The 19,562-nt window shown below is 64.8% G+C and carries 17 protein-coding genes; 13 read left to right on the top strand and 4 right to left on the bottom strand.

All coding sequences use genetic code 11. The features are described from left to right. The first annotated feature begins 41 nt into the window (after positions 1–41). Positions 42–308 (top strand): YMGG-like glycine zipper-containing protein, encoded by a 267-nt coding sequence (locus tag LC060_RS10860; RefSeq protein WP_213501746.1) that lies wholly within the window; start codon positions 42–44, stop codon positions 306–308. A gap of 68 nt (positions 309–376) precedes the next feature. Here LC060_RS10860 and LC060_RS10855 read toward each other — a convergent pair whose 3' ends face one another. Then, a complete protein-coding gene (locus tag LC060_RS10855; RefSeq protein ID WP_319005421.1) occupies positions 377–763 on the bottom strand; it encodes a hypothetical protein in 387 nt (128 codons plus the stop codon). A gap of 107 nt (positions 764–870) precedes the next feature. Next, positions 871–1,434: a copper chaperone PCu(A)C gene (locus LC060_RS10850; RefSeq protein WP_226635487.1), complete on the bottom strand. Its 564-nt coding sequence runs from the start codon at positions 1,432–1,434 to the stop codon at positions 871–873. Positions 1,435–1,627: 193 nt separating this feature from the next. Between LC060_RS10850 and dnaK the strand changes: the two genes are divergently transcribed. Together dnaK and dnaJ are read left to right on the top strand one after the other, a co-directional pair. Then, complete coding sequence (dnaK, locus tag LC060_RS10845) at positions 1,628–3,541, top strand: molecular chaperone DnaK (protein WP_226635486.1); 1,914 nt, start codon at positions 1,628–1,630, stop codon at positions 3,539–3,541. A gap of 82 nt (positions 3,542–3,623) precedes the next feature. Further along, complete coding sequence (dnaJ, locus tag LC060_RS10840) at positions 3,624–4,775, top strand: molecular chaperone DnaJ (RefSeq protein WP_226635485.1); 1,152 nt, start codon at positions 3,624–3,626, stop codon at positions 4,773–4,775. Between the two features lie 15 nt (positions 4,776–4,790). On the opposite strand, the gene LC060_RS10835 is transcribed toward dnaJ, so the two are convergent. Next, positions 4,791–7,109, bottom strand: coding sequence for a patatin-like protein (locus LC060_RS10835; RefSeq protein WP_226635484.1), 2,319 nt, complete (start codon positions 7,107–7,109; stop codon positions 4,791–4,793). A gap of 71 nt (positions 7,110–7,180) precedes the next feature. Between LC060_RS10835 and radA the strand changes: the two genes are divergently transcribed. The 10 genes from radA (at position 7,181) to rnr (ending at position 18,895) form a co-directional block, all read left to right on the top strand. Then, a complete protein-coding gene (radA, locus tag LC060_RS10830) occupies positions 7,181–8,566 on the top strand; it encodes a DNA repair protein RadA (RefSeq protein ID WP_226635483.1) in 1,386 nt (461 codons plus the stop codon). A gap of 12 nt (positions 8,567–8,578) precedes the next feature. Further along, positions 8,579–9,097 (top strand): CvpA family protein, encoded by a 519-nt coding sequence (locus LC060_RS10825; RefSeq protein ID WP_226635482.1) that lies wholly within the window; start codon positions 8,579–8,581, stop codon positions 9,095–9,097. Beyond that, positions 9,097–9,522 carry an iron-sulfur cluster assembly scaffold protein gene (locus LC060_RS10820; protein WP_226635481.1) on the top strand — a complete coding sequence of 142 codons (426 nt, stop codon included), beginning with the start codon at positions 9,097–9,099 and terminating at the stop codon, positions 9,520–9,522. The genes LC060_RS10825 and LC060_RS10820 overlap by 1 nt, the downstream gene beginning before the upstream one ends. A 59-nt stretch (positions 9,523–9,581) precedes the next feature. Continuing rightward, on the top strand, positions 9,582–11,207 hold the full coding sequence (locus tag LC060_RS10815) for an MFS transporter (RefSeq protein ID WP_226635480.1): 1,626 nt from the start codon (positions 9,582–9,584) through the stop codon (positions 11,205–11,207). Further along, the gene (locus LC060_RS10810; protein WP_226635479.1) at positions 11,197–12,243 is read left to right on the top strand and encodes an alanine racemase; all 1,047 of its coding nucleotides are present in this window, start codon (positions 11,197–11,199) and stop codon (positions 12,241–12,243) included. Before LC060_RS10815 ends, LC060_RS10810 begins: the two co-directional genes overlap by 11 nt. Positions 12,244–12,339: 96 nt before the next feature. Beyond that, positions 12,340–12,900 carry a polyhydroxyalkanoate synthesis repressor PhaR gene (gene phaR, locus LC060_RS10805; protein WP_039393723.1) on the top strand — a complete coding sequence of 187 codons (561 nt, stop codon included), beginning with the start codon at positions 12,340–12,342 and terminating at the stop codon, positions 12,898–12,900. 101 nt (positions 12,901–13,001) lie between these two features. Continuing rightward, positions 13,002–14,540, top strand: a complete 1,539-nt coding sequence (gene proS, locus LC060_RS10800) for a proline--tRNA ligase (protein ID WP_226635478.1) — start codon at positions 13,002–13,004, stop codon at positions 14,538–14,540. Positions 14,541–14,565: 25 nt separating this feature from the next. Then, positions 14,566–15,171 (top strand): DUF805 domain-containing protein, encoded by a 606-nt coding sequence (locus tag LC060_RS10795; protein WP_226635477.1) that lies wholly within the window; start codon positions 14,566–14,568, stop codon positions 15,169–15,171. Positions 15,172–15,232: 61 nt separating this feature from the next. Further along, positions 15,233–16,564 carry a M20/M25/M40 family metallo-hydrolase gene (locus LC060_RS10790; RefSeq protein ID WP_413465105.1) on the top strand — a complete coding sequence of 444 codons (1,332 nt, stop codon included), beginning with the start codon at positions 15,233–15,235 and terminating at the stop codon, positions 16,562–16,564. Positions 16,565–16,624: 60 nt separating this feature from the next. Then, a complete protein-coding gene (rnr, locus tag LC060_RS10785; RefSeq protein ID WP_226635476.1) occupies positions 16,625–18,895 on the top strand; it encodes a ribonuclease R in 2,271 nt (756 codons plus the stop codon). Positions 18,896–18,963: 68 nt separating this feature from the next. Here rnr and LC060_RS10780 read toward each other — a convergent pair whose 3' ends face one another. Beyond that, positions 18,964–19,425, bottom strand: coding sequence for a universal stress protein (locus tag LC060_RS10780; RefSeq protein ID WP_039395529.1), 462 nt, complete (start codon positions 19,423–19,425; stop codon positions 18,964–18,966). Positions 19,426–19,562 lie beyond the last annotated feature (137 nt).

Here is a 19,562-nt window from a genome sequence, read left to right as displayed (position 1 = left end):
TCGTTGAAAATGGAAACAGGCAATTTCAAGGAGATCTCAGTATGCGGGCGTACAGCAAGCTCATTTTGCCGGTAATGGCAGCGGGCGCATTCACGATGGCGGGCTGCGCCAGCAATTACACCGGCGAGGGCGCCGCAGCAGGTGGTGCCGTCGGCGCGGGCATTGGCGCTCTTGCGGGCGGCGATGTCGGCACGGGCGCAGCCATTGGTGCGGCCGCGGGCGCAGCGGCAGGCTCGCAGGTCGACAAGGACCGTGGCTGCTATCGCCGTGACCGTTCGGGCGACCGCTACTGGGACGACGATTGCTGATCGACCCTATTTCGGCAGGGGGATGAAAGGGGCGTGGTGACAAGGTGGTCACCGCGCCCTTTATCGTATCAGCCCGGGCCGAACGGCAGGATCGCTCGGTAGGAGGCGAGAGGCGGAGCCCCGGCCAGCACCACGCCGCGTTGAAGCAGGAACGCATGCCGTACGATCTCGGCCTGCTGCTCGAGGCCATAGCGTTCGAGCGTCCAGCCTGGCTTCAAGGCATAGTGATAGCGGCAGAAGGGGTGGCGCCGCGTCGGCAGGAACAGACGCCCCCGCGTTTGCGCCTGCCAGACATGGGTCATCTCGTGGATGAACAGGCCTTCCAGACTGAGGTCTCCGCAGGCGAAATCATCGCGGTAGATATCGCAGGCCGGATGGAAGTGGATATGCCCGCACGGCGCCATGACCGTTGCGCGGGGCTGCAGCGGAAACCATTTGGTGCGCTTGATCCGCACCTCATCATAGGAAATCGCCTCGCCGAAGATGCTCCGGGCAAGCGCGATTTCTCCGCGGGTCAGCGCGCGCGCCCCGCCCGCAGGGCACGTCGGGGCCGGGGGTGGGCTCAGTGCTCCATCCCGTCCATGGCCTCATGGTCCATCGCGCCGTGATCCATGCTCGCATCGGCGTGCATGCCTGCGCCCATCTTCTCGATGGCCAGCGGCATGGAAAGCTTGTCGCCGCCCTCGAATGTAATCGTCATTTCGGTCGTACCGCCACTCTTGAGGCTGTCGTCGAGATCGAAGGCCATGACGTGCAGGCCGCCCGGTGCAAACGCGACGCTCTTGCCTGCATCAACCGCCACGCGCTCGACCGCGCGCATCTGACCACCTTCGGTCTTGTGCATCTCGGCGCTGTCGGCCCCGGCGATATGGATGGCGGCTAGTTCGACAGGCGCATCGCTTGCGTTGGTGAACGTGAAATAGACCGCTGCGGGACGATCCGCGACGACGGGCAGGATCATCCGACCCGCCTTGGCGCTGGTGCCGGGCTTGGCGTCAGGTCCAAGAGCCTCGGCGGGTGCAGAGGCGGAGCCTTGCGCGTCGGGCTCTGCCGATTGCTGGCATCCCGCAAGTGCGAGAAGGCCCAGCGACAGGGCGGAAAAGGCGGCGTTTTTGTGGGTGAACATGCGAAACCGGTCCTCGCGGGAAGCTCTGATGGCGTGGATTGCGCTAATGCCATCGCAATGGTCTTGTTCCAAGAAAAACCGCACCTATATCCCGCTTCGACGATTGAACGTCACCGAGCTGCACAAGCCGCCTTGCCTCAAGCCAGGGAGGCGATCCGTGCGGTGTCAACCACTGACGTGAGGAATGGGGATAATGGGTAAAGTAATTGGTATCGACCTTGGCACCACCAACAGCTGCGTTGCGGTCATGGACGGTGGCAAGCCGAAGGTAATTGAGAACTCCGAGGGCGCGCGCACGACGCCGTCCATCGTCGCCTTCACCAAGGACGGCGAACGCCTGATCGGACAGCCGGCCAAGCGCCAGGCCGTCACGAACGGCGACAACACGATTTTCGCGGTGAAGCGCCTCATCGGCCGCCGCTTCGACGACCCGGTGACCAAGAAGGACACCGAGCTCGTCCCGTACACCATCGTCAAGGGCAAGAACGGCGATGCTTGGGTCCAGGCTGGCGGCGAAGACTACAGCCCGTCGCAGGTTTCCGCCTTCACGCTGCAGAAGATGAAGGAAACCGCCGAGAGCTATCTTGGCGAGACCGTGACGCAGGCCGTGATCACCGTGCCCGCCTACTTCAACGACGCGCAGCGCCAGGCGACCAAGGACGCCGGTCAGATTGCAGGTCTTGAAGTGCTGCGCATCATCAACGAGCCGACCGCGGCCGCGCTTGCCTATGGCCTCGACAAGAACGACGGCAAGACCATCGCCGTCTATGACCTTGGCGGCGGCACCTTCGACGTCTCGATCCTCGAGATCGGCGACGGCGTGTTCGAGGTGAAGTCGACCAACGGCGACACGTTCCTGGGCGGTGAAGACTTCGACACCAAGCTCGTCGAGTGGCTGGCCGACAAGTTCAAGGCCAAGGAGAACATGGATCTCCGCACCGACAAGCTGGCCCTGCAGCGCCTGAAGGAAGCGGCCGAGAAGGCCAAGATCGAGCTGTCCTCCACGGCCTCGACCGAAGTCAACCTGCCCTTCATCACCGCGCGGATGGAAGGCGGCGCGACGACCCCGCTTCACCTGGTCGAGACGGTCACCCGTTCGGACCTGGAAAAGATGGTCGCCGACCTCATCAAGCGTACGCTTGATCCCTGCAAGAAGGCGCTCGCCGATGCCGGCGTCTCGGCTTCGGAAATCGATGACGTCGTTCTCGTGGGCGGCATGACCCGCATGCCCAAGGTCCGTGAAGTCGTGAAGGACTTCTTCGGCAAGGACCCGCACACCGGCGTGAACCCGGACGAAGTGGTTGCCATGGGCGCCGCGATCCAGGCCGGCGTGCTTCAGGGCGACGTCAAGGACGTGCTCCTGCTCGACGTGACCCCGCTGTCGCTGGGCATCGAAACGCTGGGCGGCATCATGACCAAGATGATCGACCGCAACACGACGATCCCGACCAAGAAGAGCCAGGTCTACTCGACCGCCGAGGACAACCAGCAGGCGGTGACGATCCGCGTGTTCCAGGGCGAGCGCGAGATGGCGCAGGACAACAAGCTGCTCGGCCAGTTCGACCTCGTCGGCATTCCCCCGGCACGTCGCGGCGTCCCGCAGATCGAGGTGACCTTCGACATCGACGCCAACGGCATCGTGAACGTGTCCGCCAAGGACAAGGGCACGGGCAAGGAACAGCAGATCCGCATCCAGGCCTCGGGCGGTCTTTCGGACGCCGACATCGACCAGATGGTCAAGGACGCCGAGAAGTTCGCGGACGAGGACAAGAAGCGTCGTGAATCGGCCGAAGCCAAGAACAACGGCGAAAGCCTCGTTCACGCGACCGAGCAGCAGCTCTCCGAGAACGGCGACAAGATCGACGCCGGTCTGAAGGAAGAGGTCGAAGCCGCGATTGCCGAAGCCAAGACCGCTCTGGAAAGCGACGATGCGGCCGAGATCACGGCCAAGACCGAAGCGCTGACCCAGGTTGCCATGAAGATGGGCCAGGCGATCTACGAGAAGGAACAGGCCGCTGGCGGCGCCGAGGGTGGCGAAGCCCCCAAGGCGGACGATGACGTGGTCGATGCCGAATTCTCGGAAGTCGACGAAAACAACAAGGGCTGACAGTCCGGATGAAACTGTGAAGGCGTCATCGGTGTGATCCACACCGGTGGCGCCTTGCAGCATCGAAGGAGGTGAGACCACAGTGTCAGCAACCGAAATCGACTATTACGAACTTCTCGAAGTCTCGCGCGATGCCGACGACAAGACGATCAAGTCGGCCTACCGCCGCATGGCGATGCGCTTTCACCCGGACAAGAACCCGGGCGATGCCGAGGCCGAGGCCCGCTTCAAGCAGTGCAGCGAAGCCTATGACGTCCTGAAGGACCCGCAGAAGCGCGCGGCCTACGACCGCTTTGGCCACGCTGCGTTCCAGCAGGGCATGGGCGGTGGCGGCGGCCACGGTGGCGGCGGCATGGGCGCCGAATTCGGCGACATCGGCGATATCTTCGAATCCATTTTCGGCAGTGCCTTTGGGGGCGGTGCCGGAGGCGGGCGTCAGCAGGCGCGTCGGGGCGCGGATCTTCCTTTCGACATGGAGATCTCGCTCGAGGACGCGTTCAACGGCCGCAAGACCGAGATCACCATTGAAGTGTCGCAGCCTTGCGAACCCTGCGAGGGTTCGGGCGCGGAGCCGGGCACCGGCAAGCGTGGCTGTTCGATGTGCAACGGGCACGGCAAGGTCCGTGCGCAGCAGGGCTTCTTCATTGTCGAGCGCACCTGCCCGACCTGCCATGGGCGCGGCGAAGTCATCGAGAAACCGTGCCGGGCGTGTGGCGGCGAAGGCCGCGTCGACAAGCCCCAGACGATCGAGGTGGACATCCCGCCCGGCGTCGACAACGGCACACGCATCCGCCTTGCCGGCAAGGGTGAAGCCGGGCCGTTCGGGGCGCCTCCGGGCGATCTCTATATCTTCCTGCACGTCAAGCGCCACAAGGTGTTCGAGCGCGAGGGCACGACACTGCTCACGCGCGTTCCGATCACCTTCACGACGGCGGCGCTGGGCGGCTCGATCGAGATCCCGGGCATCGACGGCGAGATGATCGCGCTCGACATTCCCGCCGGGATCCAGTCGGGCAAGCAGCTGCGCAAGCGCGGTGCGGGCATGCCCGTGCTGCAGGGCCGTGGCCGTGGCGATCTCGTCATCGAGATTACCGTCGAGACCCCGACCCGGCTGAGTGCGCGCCAGAAGGAAATCCTGCGCGAGCTTCAGGAAACCGAGACAGGGGACGAATGCCCCCAGTCCAAGGGCTTCTTCGACCGCATAAAGGACGCCTGGAGCGACCTCACCGACTAAGGTTGGCGCAAGGTGTTACAGCCGCGCGAGGACCTCGTTGCGGATCTGATCGACAAGGGAGGGATCGGCTTGAAGCCGGTCCCTTTCTTCGTCGAGGATGGCCAGAAACGCCTCGCGCCGGATCGCGTCGATCTCACTGCGGCCAAGCGCATGGTCTTTCGGAACGGCAGAGGCGACGAGGTCGATCATGCGTTCCGCGCCGTGAAGTCGTCCCCACAGATAGTCATTCTCGCGATAGGCACGGCTGAAGAAAGCGCCGAATGTGTAGAACTCGGTCCCGCGCAAGGGCGAGGGCGAACCGTCGGGCCGGATCGCGGTGCAGTCCTCGGGCGAGATGCGATCGACCTGGACCGGGTCGAACTCGTTCAGTCCTTCGCCGCGCAGCATGGGCAGGGTCGCGGCGTCGTAGAAGGGAAAGCCCAGGTACGCGAGAAGCATGCGCCGACGCAGCACGCGCGGCATTTGCGAGAGCGCCTCGGCCAGGATGGCGTCCACTTTCCCATCGATATCGTGCAGCGACCAACAGCGTTCAAGATCGGCCAGGACAGCCTCCGGATCAGCGAGGATCTGCGGCGCCTTCTGCGCAAAGTCGCCGTCCTGTGCGGTGCAGCTGCTCGCCTCCTGGTAGAGATTGAGGGCAGTGTAGATGGCATCACGGGCCTGATCGCGGTCCACCTCGCGCACGCCCTCGTCCTGTTCGCTCTCCTGCGTGACTCTCCGTGCCAGAAAACGCAGGCGGCGGGTGCGATAAGCGAGGTCAAACTTGCGGAAGAAAGCAATCAGGCGCGGCGAATTGCCATCGCGCAGCGCCTCACGCCGGTCGAGCCCGGTTTCGGCAAGATAGCGCGCAAGGTGCTTGCTCACGCGCCGGAGCGTGACGTGCTCGGCGCCGGGCGCGCTTTCGACGATGCGCTCGGCCATCTTTTCGAGGACGCCGGTCAGCTTGACCTGCGCGTAGCTGTGGTAGGCAAATCCCGATTGCTCCTGCGCGGCCTTGTGCGCCTTGCTACGCCAGCTCGCGAGGCGCGCCGGGGTCGGCCGGTCAAGGAAGAGGGTGTGCCCGAACAGGCGCTCCACCGTCTCCTCGATCTCGGGACGCAGGGCCTCGATGATTTCGCGCAGCATAGCCGTCTCGCGCGAATCGAGCTGGATTGCCTCCAGGTTGTCCCGGATCGGCTGCTCGCGCGGGATCGAGGATAGCGAGCCGAAGATGACGGGGAAGAAGCCGGGCGGTTCGTTCTCGCGCCGTGCCGCTTCGCCGAAGGCATCGGGCGTGGGCTCGATGTAGACAACGCGGCGATCCACTTCGCGTGCAGCCGGGCGCGTACGAAGGACGCTCATGGCATCTCGGAAGGGCGCGTTGACGAGCACCGAGCCATCGATCAGCGCGACATTGGCAAGATCGCCGCGCCGGGTGTGCTCGGGCATGATCCGGGCAAGGAAGGTTTCGCGCTCTTCCCATTCGATCTCGCGTTCTCGAGCGAGTTCATCGATCTCGGCAAGCTGAAGAGGGGGAAAGGCGCCCGGAAAGCTCGAGGTCGCGCGCGCGGCAAAAACCAGTTCGGGGATGGGGGCAAGCGGCATGCCGCGATGCACAGGCGTTCGTGCGTGAAAGTCGATGGTGAGGCGATGCTCGCTCTCCAGCACGAGCGGGGGCGAATGCAGCTTGAGCGCTTCGAGGTGGCCCTTGAAGTCGGTCGCCGTCACGAAGAGGTCGAGCGGGTGCCCGTTGGGCAGAAGCGGAGCGCCGCCCGGTGCGCGCGCCATGGCTTCCAATGCCGAGGCGAGCGTATTGGAGAGCCCTTCGCCCGAGAACGGTGCCTCGAACCAGCGCGAGCGGATCAGGCGCGAGAGCTTCTCGCGCACCTCGGCGCGGGTTTCCGGGGCGACGCTGGAAGCGATGGCGCCGTCCGGGCGCTTCAGGAGAAAGGCGACAAGTGGCTGTGCCCAGAACTTGGTGGCGGCCGAAAGCGGGCGAGCGTCGGGGTGAAGCAGGCGGTCGATGTCCGCGCATTCCAACCACAGGTTGGTCAGCGGTTCGAGCGACTGGCCCGAATGGATTGCCTGGGCGAGGAACACGCTGTTGATGCCGCCCGCGCTCGCCCCGGCGATCACGTCCGCCATGACCCGCAGCTTCAGCCCGCTGGCATCCTCGATCCGTTCGAGCAACTGGCGGTAGACGGCGCCTGTGCCCAGATCGGCCGGATCGTCCGACCAGAACGAACGGCTTGCCCGCAGGGCATGCCAGAGCTCCTTGGTCACCCCGTGCATGTAGACGGCGAGGCTGACCCCTCCATAGCAAACGAGCGCAATTCGCAGTTCTTTCTGGCGCATGGACTTAGCGTGGACCCGATGCGCGGGAAAGGCAATTGCGTTCTTGCTCCGTTCCGGTTACGCCCGGTGCCATGGCAAAGCCCAAACGTAGATATGCCTGCCAGGCCTGTGGCGCCGTCGCGACACGCTGGCAGGGACAGTGCGCCGACTGCGGCGAATGGAACACATTGGTCGAGGAGGCGCCGCAGACGGTCTTCTCCTCGAAGCACGACCTGTCTTCGGGCGGGCGGCCGATCGTGTTCACCCCGCTCGACGCTCCCGGCGAACTGCCGGTGCGCCGCGCCAGTGGTCTTGCCGAGTTCGACCGTGCGCTGGGCGGAGGGCTCGTCCCGGGCTCGGCGATCCTGATGGGCGGCGATCCGGGCATCGGCAAGTCGACCTTGCTGCTCCAGGTCTCGGCGCACATCGCAACTTCGGGCGGCAGCGCGGTCTATGTCAGCGGCGAGGAGGCAGCAGGTCAGGTGCGGCTTCGTGCCGAGCGTCTGGGGCTCTCCAAGGCGCCGATCCTGATGGCCTCAGCGACGTCCGTTCGCGATATCCTGACAACGCTGGGCAACATGGACACGCCCTCGCTGCTCGTTATCGATTCGATCCAGACCATGCACTCCGACCAGATCGAGGGTGCGCCGGGGACGGTCAGCCAGGTCCGTGGCTGCGCGTTCGAGTTGATCCGCTACGCCAAGGAAAACGGCGTGACCCTGATCCTGGTTGGCCATGTCACCAAGGACGGCAACATCGCGGGGCCCCGCGTGCTTGAGCACATGGTCGATGTCGTGATGAGCTTCGAGGGTGAACGCAGCCACCAGTATCGCATCCTGCGCAGCCTCAAGAACCGCTTTGGTCCGGTCGATGAGATCGGCGTCTTCGCAATGGAAGGTGCAGGACTTGCCGAGGTCGGCAACCCTTCCATGCTGTTCCTGTCGGGCCGGGAAGAGCCGATGGCGGGCAGCGCCGTATTCCCCGCGATGGAGGGAACCCGACCGGTCCTGATCGAGATCCAGGCCCTCATCGTGCGCCTCCAGAGCGGGGCAACGCCGCGCCGCGCGGTCGTGGGCTGGGACAACGGGCGCATGGCCATGTTGCTGGCGGTACTGGAGGCGCGCTGCGGTCTCAATTTCTCTAGCGCTGAAGTCTATCTCAACGTCGCAGGTGGCTACCGGCTTTCCGACCCTGCGGCCGATCTGGCTGTGGCCGCAGCGCTCGTTTCCGCGCTGGGCGACAAGCCCCTGTCGAGCAACGCGGTGTGGTTTGGTGAGGTCTCGCTCGCCGGTGAAATCCGGCCCGTGGCCCATTCAGCGATCCGACAGCGCGAATCGGCGAAGTTGGGGTTTGCCAAGGCCTTCGGTCCGTCCTCGGCGGCCGAGCAGGATGCGGGCGGAGAGGGCGGCAAGGGGCTGACCTTTACCGGGCTTGGCATGTTGCCCAATCTCGTTGACCGCATCCTGACCGATGCCTAGGACACTGATCCCATGACTGGTTTCGACATGGCCGCCCTGCTTTTCGTTGCTCTTGGCGCGGCGACGGGATTCGTGCGCGGCTTTGTCCAGGAAGTCCTGGCTCTCTCGGCGTGGATCTTTGCGATCTTTGCTATCCGCATGCTGCACACGCCGCTTACCTACCAGCTCGAGAGCTACCTTGGCGATAGCTCGAGCGTGAGCATCCTGGCCTTCGCCCTGCTGCTTCTGGTGCCCTACATCGTGGTCAAGATGGTGGCGAAGTGGGCCGGATCGCAGAGCCGCAAGTCGGTGCTGGGTCCCATCGACCGGGTGCTCGGTTTCGGCTTCGGGGCGATGAAGGGCATCATCATCATCGTCCTGGCCTTCTCGGTTCTGATGCTGGGCTATGACACTGTCTGGGGCGTTGCCGGCCGACCTGATTGGGTCACCCAGTCGCGCACCTACCCCTTCATCAACGCCAGCAGCGAAGCGATGGTGCAGATGATCTCGGAGCGTCGCGCAGCCATGCTGGATGAAGGGGAGGGCGCCTGATGTCGGCAACGGTCCTCTACACACCCGATGTGCTCGCTCTTGCCATGGACCTGGCGGCCTATCCTCTGGCAAGCGACCTGCCGTACGTGACTGAGGCGCGTTCCCCAACCTGCGGCAGCCAGCTCAAGCTTGGCCTCGACAGTGGCCCGGATGAGCGCATTGCCCGTGTCGGCATATCCGCGCAGGCCTGTGCCATCGGGCAGGCTTCGGCCGCGATCTTTGCCAAGGGAGCCCAGGGACAGAGCGCGGCCGAACTGACCAGGGCCCGCAGCGAGATCCGAAGCTGGCTTTCGGGTGAGGGGCCGATGCCCAGCTGGCCCGGTTTCGATACGCTCGCGGCTGTTCCGGACTACCCGGGGCGGCACGGGGCGGTGCTACTCGCCTGGGATGCGGCGCAAGAGGCCCTTTCCTCTCTCGCCGAGTAACGCTACTCTTTGCCCGGAGAGAGGCCTGAGAACAGGCTCTGGGGGGAGAGGTCCGGTTCATGGCAGGGACGCATCTGCACGCAGCAGACACACAGCCAAGCGCTTCCGATATTCGGCTCGTGATTGCCGCATCGTCGATGGGGACGGTGTTCGAATGGTATGATTTCTTCATCTACGGCACGCTGGCCGCGATCATCGGCCAGACGTTCTTCCCTTCGGGCAATGAAACGCTGGAGACACTGCTCGTCTGGGCCGGCTTTGCGGTTGGCTTCGGGTTTCGGCCGCTGGGCGCAATCCTGTTCGGCTTCCTGGGTGACAGGCTGGGGCGCAAATACACGTTTCTCGTCACGGTTACCCTCATGGGCATCGCGACGGCGGGTGTGGGGCTCATTCCCTCGGCCTCCTCGATCGGACTTGCCGCGCCTGCGATCGTGCTGTGCCTGCGCGTTTTGCAGGGGCTGGCGCTTGGCGGCGAGTACGGCGGAGCGGCAATCTACGTCTCGGAGCATTCGCCCCCGGAGCGCCGTGGCTACTTTACCGGCTACATCCAGGCGAGCGTGGTAGGCGGCTTCGTCCTTAGCCTCGTCGTCGTACTCGGCTGCAAGGCGCTCATGCCCGAGGCGCTGTGGCTGGAGTGGGGCTGGCGGGTGCCCTTCCTGCTTTCGCTCGTGCTGCTGGGCATTTCCTTGTGGATGCGCCTCAAGCTCTCGGAGAGCCCCGTCTTCCAGGCCATGCGCGCCGAGGGCGAAATTGCAGGCAATCCTTTCAAGGAGAGTTTCACCTATCCCGGCAACCGCAAGCGCATCTTCATCGCGCTGTTCGGGATCGCGGCCGGACTGACCGTGATTTGGTATACCGCGATGTTCTCGGCGCTTGGCTTTCTCAAAGGAGCCATGCGGGTCGAGAGCACCATGGCCGAAATCATCATCGGCGCGAGTGCAGCGCTTGGCATGGCCTTCTTTGTCATCTTCGGCGCGCTGTCTGACCGGATCGGGCGCAAGAAGCCGATTGTCTGGGGCTATGCCCTGACGCTCGTGCTGCTGTTCCCGGCCTTCTGGATCATGGGCCAGAGTGCCAATCCCGACCTCGTCAGGACCAACGCCGCCGTCCCCGTGCAGGTCGAGGGCGCGGGATGCCGCTACAGCCCTTTTGCCGAGGAGCAGGCAACGCCCTGCGCGAGCCTCCTGGGCGATCTCACCGGGCTGGGCGTCACCTATTCGGTCGTCCCCGGTGATGCGCTGAAACTTCGCATCGGGGAGCGCGCCATCACCCTCGACACGTTCCCGTCGGCTGCCGAGCGCAAGGCGCTCCTCAGAGGCTGGCTGGAAGAGGCCGGCTACAACTTCGAGACGGTGCGGCCGGGCGCCTGGGACGCCATCCGGATCGGGGCTATGCTGCTTCTCCTGATGGCGCTCTCCGGGGCGACCTACGGGCCAGTCGCGGCTCTGCTCGCCGAGATGTTCCCGCCCCAGATCCGCTACAGTTCGATGTCTATCCCCTATCATATCGGGACAGGCTATTTCGGAGGTTTCCTGCCGCTCATTTCCAGCTACATGGTCGCCAGCAGCGGGAATCCGTATCAGGGTCTGTGGTATACCTGGATCGTGGTGGCGTTTGCCCTGCTAATTTCCCTTTGGGGCCTGCGAGGCGGGCCTCCGCGCGACTTTGGACACGATGCACCCTGAACGGCCCCAGGCGCCTTTGCGCCTCGATTTTGATGACGATGCCCTGATTGCAAACTGGAAGGCGCTCGACAGGCTCTCCGGGGCAGCGCGGGCGGGCGCGGCGGTAAAGGCGAACGCGTACGGTACCGGCGCGCGCCATGCCGTGCCGCTATTGCTTCGGGCAGGGTGCCGTGATTTCTTCGTGGCGCACTGGGGCGAGGTGGCCGATGCGGTTCCGGCGGTTGATCCCGGCATGGTGTCGGTCCTGCATGGCCCGTTGACGCAGGCCGACGCCGCCTTCGCGCAGGCGTGCGGTGTGAAGCCGGTAATCAACTCCCTGGCCCAGGCGCGGCGTTGGCTCGCCTCGGGCGGCGGTCGCTGCGATCTCATGGTCGATACTGGCATGAACCGTCTCGGTGTCGCCATGGACGAGTTGGGCGACCCGGCAGTGGCCCGGCTCGATGTCGATGTCCTGCTCTCGCACCTTGTTGCCTCCGAAGAGGAGACCCCGCTTAACGAGATGCAGCGCACGCGCTGGATGGAGGCGCGAGGCGCCCTCACGCATCGCCGTGCCAGCCTTGCCAACAGCGCCGGGATCGGTCTTGGCAAGGCCTATCATGGCGACCTGACCCGGCCGGGCCTGGGGCTCTACGGAGGCTTGCCGCGTGCCGATATGGCACCGCACCTGCGCCAGGTCGTGCGCCCGCAGGCGGCTGTGCTGCAGGTCCGGGACCTCGAAGCGGGGCAGAGCGTGGGCTACAACGCGACCTTTACCGCGCCGCGCGCCATGCGGGTGGGCACGCTGGCTTTGGGCTACGCCGATGGCTTCCTGCGCTGCTGGTCGGGCAAGGGCATGTTTCGCGATGGCGAGGGCGCGGCTCTGCCGGTCCTCGGGCGGGTCAGCATGGACCTAACGGTCGTCGATCTGGGCGCGGCACCCCATGTCCGTGAGGGCGACTGGCTGACGCTCGACTATTCGCTGCCGGAGGCAGCCGAAGTCTCTGGCCTCAGCCAATATGAATTGCTGACCTCGCTGGGGCGTCGTTTCGGGCGTTAAAAGCGGTTAATACCGTCTATTGCTGCGCAGCAAATCCTGTTGCAACGCGATATATCCGGGTGGTACGGTTCATCCATAGATAACTGAGGATTGCGCATGGCTGACAAGGCATCCAAGGACGACGGCACGGTCATTATCAAGAAGTACGCGAACCGGCGTCTCTACAACACCCGCTCGTCGAGCTACATCACGCTCGACCATCTCGCGAAGATGACGCGCGAAGGTGTGGACTACAAGGTGCTCGACGCCAAGTCGGGGACCGACATCACCCACACCATCCTCACGCAGATCATCATGGAAGAGGAATCGAACGGCGAGCAGATGCTCCCGGTCAACTTCCTGCGTGAGCTGATCGGCATGTACGGCAACTCGATGCAGTCGCTGATCCCGCACTACCTCGAAGCCTCGATGGAAAATTTCCGGGCCAACCAGTCCAAGCTCGCCAAGACTTTCGAGGACAGCCTCGGCAACAACCCGCTGGCCAAGCTTGCCGAGCAGAACATGGCCATGTTCCGCGCCGCATCGGCCGCCTTCATGCCCGGTGCCGAGAAGCCCGAAACCCCCGCTCCAAAGTCGGAAGATGGGGACAAGGACCTTGCTGCGCTGCGAGATCAGATGGCCGAAATGCAGAAGAGGCTTGACGCGCTCGGCAAATAAGTATCTGCGCATGGGCATGGTGCCGGTGATTCCGGCACACTGATTTTTCACCCAAGGGCGGCCATTCGGCCGCCTTTAATGCAGATACAGAAAGATTGCCCGTGTCCGCTATCCGCCATGCCCTGAACACCAAGCGTGAAAACGACTTCGCGCAGTGGTACCAGGAAGTGATCGCCGAGGCCGAACTGGCCGAAGAATCCGGTGTCCGTGGTTGCATGGTGATCAAACCCTGGGGCTACGGCATCTGGGAGCGCATGCAGCGCCTGATGGACGACCGCATCAAGGATGCCGGCGTCGACAATTGCTATTTCCCGCTGTTCATCCCGCTGTCCTACTTCTCCAAGGAAGCCGAACACGTCGATGGCTTCGCCAAGGAAATGGCCGTGGTGACCCACCACCGTCTGGTATCGGACGGGAAGGGTGGCCTGGTCCCCGATCCCGAGGCCAAGCTCGAAGAGCCGCTGATCGTGCGCCCGACCTCGGAAACCGTGATCGGCCAGGCCATGGGCCGCTGGATCCAGTCCTGGCGCGACCTGCCGCTGATGACCAACCAGTGGGCCAATGTCGTGCGCTGGGAAATGCGCACCCGCATGTTCCTGCGCACCAGCGAGTTCCTCTGGCAGGAAGGACACACCGCCCACGCCGACCGCGTTGGCGCGATGGAAGAGACGCTGCGCGCACTCGAGATGTACCGCGAGTTCGCCGAAGACGTTCTTGCCATGCCCGTGATCGCCGGCGAGAAGCCCGAGAACGAGCGTTTCCCGGGCGCGGATGCGACCTACTCGATCGAAGCCATGATGCAGGACGGCAAGGCGCTCCAGGCGGGCACTTCGCATTACCTGGGCACCGGCTTCGCCAAGGCGGCGGGCATCAGCTATCAGGATCGCGAAGGCCAGCAGCAGCTGTGCCACACGACCTCGTGGGGCACCTCGACCCGCATGGTCGGCGGTCTCATCATGACCCATGGCGACGACGATGGCCTGCGTGTGCCGCCTGCCGTGGCGCCGCACCAGATCGTCATTCTCCCGATGCTGCGTGACAAGCCGGAAGATGCCGCGCTGCTTGCCTACTGCGAGGACCTGCGCAAGGCGCTTGGCGCACGCCAGGCCATGGGCGAGAAGATTCGCGTCCTGCTCGACAAGCGTCCGGGCAAGGCCGCACTCAAGCGCTGGGGCTGGGTCAAGAAGGGTGTGCCGCTGATCCTGGAGATCGGTGGGCGCGATGCCGAGAACGGCCAGATCACTGTCGTTCGTCGCGACAACCTCTGGAACGAGGCGGGCAAGGTCAATTTCAAGGCCATGGCGCGCGAGGCCTTCCTCGGCGTCGCCGCGGGCGAACTGGAAGACCTCCAGGCTTCGCTCTTCGCCGAAGCCAAGGCCAAGCGCGACGCGAATATCTCGCGCGTTTCCACCTTCGAGGAACTCGAGGCCTTCTTCGCTCCCAGCAAGAAGTACCCGGGCTGGGCCGAAGTGCAGTGGTCGCGCCCCACCGGTGTGCAGCTGGAAGAGATCGTGCAGCGCCTTAAGGCGCTCAAGCTCACCATGCGCAACACGCCTATGGACGCCGAGCCGGTCAGCGGCGCGTGCATCTTTACCGGCGAGCCCGCGGCCGAACGCATCTACGTCGCGCGCGCTTACTAGAGCCAGCGCAAACAGGGACCGATCCATGAACGTGATAGAGCCGATCCGGCATTGCCTTTCGAACCTCGTCACGTTCACGGGTCGGGATTCGCGCACGACCTTCTGGATTTACACCGCGTTTCTCGTGGTGCTCTATTTCGCCGTATCGTGGATCTACGGTCTGATCGTGGGCGGTGCGATGGTGCTGGACGGCATCAACACCATCTCGTCGAATCCGGGCAGCGGAAATGAAGCCGCGATGGCTAATGCGTTCAAGACACGCATGGCATCGACCCTTGTCGGCACGATCTGGGTCAACGCGATTGCGTCGCTTGTCGCGACCGGATTGCTGGCGGCCGCGTTCGTTCGCCGCCTCCACGATTCGGGCAAGCCGGGCTGGATCGCGGGCCTCGCCGTTGCGCTCAAGCTCGTTGGGATTGGGGGCGGCATCGCCAGCATCCCCCTTGTTAGGGCAGCGTTCGAAAAGCTCGACTTCGCGCATCCCGAAACCATGCAGGCGGACCTTCAGGGCCTCAACAGTTCGCCCGCGGTCCTCCTGGGCATGGTACCCCTGCTGCTTGTCGTGGTCTTTGGCATCATGGGCTCGAGCGATGGCGACAACCGCTACGGCCCGGAACCCGACGACTACTGACCTGAGCGACAGCTGCGGCCAAGGCTTGCTTTCTGCGTTGGCGCGCGGAACAGTGCGCGCCATGAACGCTCGCTTCTTCCTGCCCGCATTCGCGCTTGGCGCTATCCTTTCCCCTATGACCGCCCACGCGGAGCCGGCTTCGCAGACGCGTCTGCGCGGCGATGTCGAGACGCTCGTTTCGTTCGGAACCCGCCACACCCTGTCCTCGGCGAGCGATCCGGTGCGCGGGATCGGTGCGGCCCGGGCCTGGGCCGCGCGCGAGTTCGCAAAGATCGGGTCGGCGTGCGGGAACTGCCTCGACATCGTTCAGCCGGAACAGACGGTCACCGGCCGCCGCGTCCCCGAACCGACGCGCATCGTCGATGTGGTCGCGATCCAGCGTGGGACCGAGCGCCCCGATGAGGTCGTCATCGTGCAAGGGCACATCGACAGCCGGGTAAGCGATGTCATGGACGCAACCAGCGATGCGCCCGGCGCCAACGACGATGCCTCGGGCGTGGCGCTTGTTCTCGAGGCCGCGCGCGCGCTCTCCCAGCTCAAGTTTCCGACAACGATCGTCTACGCCGCGCTCTCCGGAGAGGAGCAGGGGCTCCTGGGCGGCAAGGTGCTGGCCGACTACGCCAAGGCGCAGGGCTGGACGGTGAAGGCGGTTCTCAACAACGATATCGTGGGCGGCTCGTGCGGCTCGGACGGCTATTGCGACGATGCCCATGTGCGCCTCTTCTCCGAGGGGCCCCGCGCCGATGCGACCGACGAGACGCGCAGCGCCGGACGGCGTTTTGGCGGCGAGAATGACAGTCCGGGACGCAATCTTTCGCGTTTCATTACCGGCCTTGCGCCCGATCTCGACCCCGCCTTTGACGTGCGCGAGATCTGGCGCGCGGACCGCATGGGGCGTGGCGGTGACCAGACGCCATTCCTGGAGCTGGGCTATCCGGCCGTACGCTTCACCGTGGCGGTGGAGAACTACGATCACCAGCACCAGGACCTGCGGACCGAGGGCGGCACCTTCTACGGGGACACGGTCGAGTACATGGATTTTCCCTATCTCGCCAAGGTCACCGATCTCAACATCGCGGCGCTTGGCGCCCTGGCGAAGGCGCCGATGCCGCCCGCGCCCCATGCCGATGCGGCGGTGAAGACCTGGACCGATGTGAACTGGGAGCCGGTCGTGGGCGCGGCGAGCTATTCGGTCTGGAAGCGTGCGACCAACGCGGCGGACTGGGAGGCTGAGCCCGTCATCAAGGCAACCTCCGAGACCGCCGTCAAACTGGAAGGTCTTCGCGGGGACGACTGGATCCTGGGCGTCAGTGCCATTTCGCCGAGCGGTGCCCAAAGCCCGATTGCGGCGGCGGTGCCGGGCGGGGCCTTTCATCCGCTCCAGCAGGACTGACGCGGTCCCAACGCGTCGCTCCCCATTGCATTCGGGCCCTGTGTGTCCCATGGCAAGGCTATGGCATTCAAGAAACGGCCCGAACCGGGGCTGCCGACGCGCAAGCAGATCCTCGACTTCATCCAGAACGCTGACGGCCCCGCCGGCAAGCGTGAGATCGCGCGCGCCTTCGCGCTGAAAGGGCAGGAAAAGATCCAGCTCAAGGCACTGCTCAAGGACATGGCCGAGGAAGGCCTGATCGACGGCAAGCGCACCGCATACCACCGCATGGGCGGGTTACCCAAGGTAACTGTGCTGCGGGTGATCGACATTGACGAGGGCGAGGCGATCGCCGTGCCCGACACCTGGCACCCCGAGGACGCGAGCCCTCCGCCGCGCATTCGCCTTGTCGAAGCGAAGGGCAAGCGCAACCCGATGGGGGCGCTCAAGAAAGGTGACCGTGTACTTTCCCGGACCGAGGAAACAGGTTCGGGCTGGCGTGGCTACCCGATGAAGAAGCTCGCCCTGCGCTCCGAGCAGATGCTGGGCGTGGTGGAGATCGACAAGTCGGGGCAGGGCTGGCTGCAGCCGGTGGACAAGCGCATTCGCCAGTCCTCCAAGATCAGCGATCTGGGCGGCGCAGAAGCGGGCGAGCTCGTGCTGGCAGAGCCCATCGGCAAGTCGGTGCGCGCGGCGGTCAAGGTCACCGAAGTGCTTGGCGAACCGCTCGCGCCCAAGGCCTTCAGCCTGATCGCGATCCATAAGCACGGCATTCCCAACCATTTCGAGGAAGAGACGCTGGGCGAGGCCGAGGCCGCTGCGAAGCTGCCGCTCAGCCACGTGGACCGCGAGGACCTGCGCCATCTTCCGATCGTGGCCATCGACCCCTCGGATGCGCGCGACCACGACGACGCGATCTGGGCGCAGCCGCGCGAGGACGGGGGCTTCGACGCGCTCGTCGCGATTGCCGACGTCTCATTCTACGTGCGTCCGGGCGGCAGCATCGACAGGGAAGCGCGCAAGCGCGGCAACTCGGTCTATTTCCCCGACCGTGTCGTGCCCATGCTGCCCGAGGTCCTGAGTGCCGACGTCTGTTCGCTGCGCTCGGGCGAGGACCGTGCGGCCATGGCCTGCCACATGACGATCGATGCGCAGGGCAAGGTCATCGACTGGCGCTTCACCCGCGCCATCGTGCGCATCGACGAAGTGATCGCCTACGAGGAAGCGCAGGCCCGTATCGATGAGGACCGCGCCGGGGCCAACCTCCAGGGTCTGTGGGCCTGCTGGAAGGCACTTGCCGCGGCCCGCAAGGCGCGCGACCCGCTCGAACTGGAACTGCCCGAACGGCGCGTCCAGCTTGACGCGGAAGGGCGCATCACCGAGATCGCCACGCGCGAGCGTCTCGATGCGCACCGCGTGGTCGAGGACTTCATGATTTCGGCCAACGTCGCGGCGGCCAAGGCGCTGGAAGCCAAGGTCGCGCCGGTCGTCTACCGCGTCCACGAAGCGCCGAGCCGCGAGAAGCTGGTGGCCCTGAAGGACTACCTCGCCACTTTCGACATGAAGCTGGCGATGGGGCAGGTCATCACGCCGGGCCTGTTCAACCGCATGCTCAAGGACATTTCCGACGAGGCCGAGAAGGCGCTGATCATGGAAGCGGTCCTGCGCAGCCAGACCCAGGCCTACTACGGTCCGCGCAACGCCGGACACTTCGGTCTTGCGCTGGGCTCCTACGCCCACTTCACCTCGCCGATCCGTCGCTACGCCGACCTTCTGGTCCACCGTGCACTCGTCGATGCCTACCAACTCGAGCAACCGGCCCCAAAGGGCGACATCCCGGCAACCAGCGGCCTCTCCGAGCGTGACCGTGAGGATCTGGGCCGGGTGACCGATGCCATCAGCAAGGCCGAGCGCCGTGCGATGGAAGCCGAGCGCGAAACCATCGACCGCTATGTTGCGGCCTGGCTCGCCTCGCGCGTGGGCGAGGTCTTCCAGACCCGCATCACGGGTGTCCAGAAGTTCGGCTTCTTCGCAACGATCATTTCGCTCGGCGGCGATGGGCTGGTTCCGGTCTCGACGCTGGGCGACGAGCGCTTCGATTACGATGAGAAGAAGCAGGTTCTGGAAGGCGAGCGGAGCGGCACGACGTACGCCATTGGCCAGATCCTGCCGCTGCGCCTCGCCGAAGCGAACCCTCTGACCGGCGCGCTCAAGTTCGAGCTGGAAGAGGGCGGTGGCCGGATCGAGCCGCGCGGAAAGCCCGCGCCGCTCAAGCACCGTGGCAAACACCTTGTCGGAAAGCGGGGACGCCCTGCGAACATCCGCCACCAGGGACGCGGCAAGAAGCGCTGATCCCAGCATCAACTGGCATCGCCCCGACGAAATCGGTCGGCGCGATGCCGGGTGTGACAGCCAGCGACTTAGTTGTCGGCGAGGCGCTCGATGGCCGCGTCGTCCAGGTTGCCCGGGACGACGAAAACCGGGCAGGCCATGCGGGCAAGGCCCGAACCGGTGAAGTGCGAGACGAGGGGCCCGGGGCCTCCCTCGCGCGCAGCACCCAGCACCAGCGCGGACACTTCGGGGTGGGCTTCAAGGTATTTGCGCACGACCTTGATGTCCTCACCGACCTCGACGGAAATCAGCGGCATCTTCGCACCTTGCGAGAGCAGGTTGCCCGCTGCTGCCGTCACCAGAGTCTCGGCCCGCGCGCGCGCTTCCTCCTCGATCGTGGCCTGCACGCCGGCGAAGGCGTTGAACTCCTGAGGGGGTACGATTGCAAGAAGGTGAAGTGCACCTTCCGTTTTTGCAGCTCTGCGCGCGGCGTAATGCAGCGCCACCAGAGCCTCGTCGCTTTCGTCCACAATGACCAGATATACGCGCATATTCATCCTCTCACCGCGCTTTATCAGGGGTATTGAGCCTGCGCGCAACCCATCCCATATGCGAAAAAAGCACCTGTTGGGAGCTTGTGCGCAAGCTGCAACTTGTTCAATGAAGGGGCAACCTGAAACGCCTCCCC

It is taken from the genome of Novosphingobium profundi (genome assembly GCF_020524485.1).
In the GTDB taxonomy this organism is placed as follows: Bacteria; Pseudomonadota; Alphaproteobacteria; order Sphingomonadales; family Sphingomonadaceae; genus Novosphingobium; species Novosphingobium profundi_A.
The sequence above is the reverse complement of the archived record's forward strand: the minus strand, read 5'-3'. Positions and strand labels throughout refer to the sequence as shown.

What these genes read in the sequence shown, in the direction of transcription:
- LC060_RS10860 (WP_213501746.1), top strand. Translation starts at nt 42, where the DNA reads ATGCGGGCGTACAGCAAGCTCATTTTGCCGGTAATGGCAGCGGGCGCA.
- LC060_RS10850 (WP_226635487.1), bottom strand. Translation starts at nt 1,434, where the DNA reads ATGTTCACCCACAAAAACGCCGCCTTTTCCGCCCTGTCGCTGGGCCTT.
- dnaK (WP_226635486.1), top strand. Translation starts at nt 1,628, where the DNA reads ATGGGTAAAGTAATTGGTATCGACCTTGGCACCACCAACAGCTGCGTT.
- LC060_RS10835 (WP_226635484.1), bottom strand. Translation starts at nt 7,109, where the DNA reads ATGCGCCAGAAAGAACTGCGAATTGCGCTCGTTTGCTATGGAGGGGTC.
- radA (WP_226635483.1), top strand. Translation starts at nt 7,181, where the DNA reads ATGGCAAAGCCCAAACGTAGATATGCCTGCCAGGCCTGTGGCGCCGTC.
- LC060_RS10825 (WP_226635482.1), top strand. Translation starts at nt 8,579, where the DNA reads ATGACTGGTTTCGACATGGCCGCCCTGCTTTTCGTTGCTCTTGGCGCG.
- LC060_RS10820 (WP_226635481.1), top strand. Translation starts at nt 9,097, where the DNA reads ATGTCGGCAACGGTCCTCTACACACCCGATGTGCTCGCTCTTGCCATG.
- LC060_RS10815 (WP_226635480.1), top strand. Translation starts at nt 9,582, where the DNA reads ATGGCAGGGACGCATCTGCACGCAGCAGACACACAGCCAAGCGCTTCC.
- LC060_RS10810 (WP_226635479.1), top strand. Translation starts at nt 11,197, where the DNA reads ATGCACCCTGAACGGCCCCAGGCGCCTTTGCGCCTCGATTTTGATGAC.
- phaR (WP_039393723.1), top strand. Translation starts at nt 12,340, where the DNA reads ATGGCTGACAAGGCATCCAAGGACGACGGCACGGTCATTATCAAGAAG.
- LC060_RS10795 (WP_226635477.1), top strand. Translation starts at nt 14,566, where the DNA reads ATGAACGTGATAGAGCCGATCCGGCATTGCCTTTCGAACCTCGTCACG.
- LC060_RS10790 (WP_413465105.1), top strand. Translation starts at nt 15,233, where the DNA reads ATGAACGCTCGCTTCTTCCTGCCCGCATTCGCGCTTGGCGCTATCCTT.
- rnr (WP_226635476.1), top strand. Translation starts at nt 16,625, where the DNA reads ATGGCATTCAAGAAACGGCCCGAACCGGGGCTGCCGACGCGCAAGCAG.
- LC060_RS10780 (WP_039395529.1), bottom strand. Translation starts at nt 19,425, where the DNA reads ATGCGCGTATATCTGGTCATTGTGGACGAAAGCGACGAGGCTCTGGTG.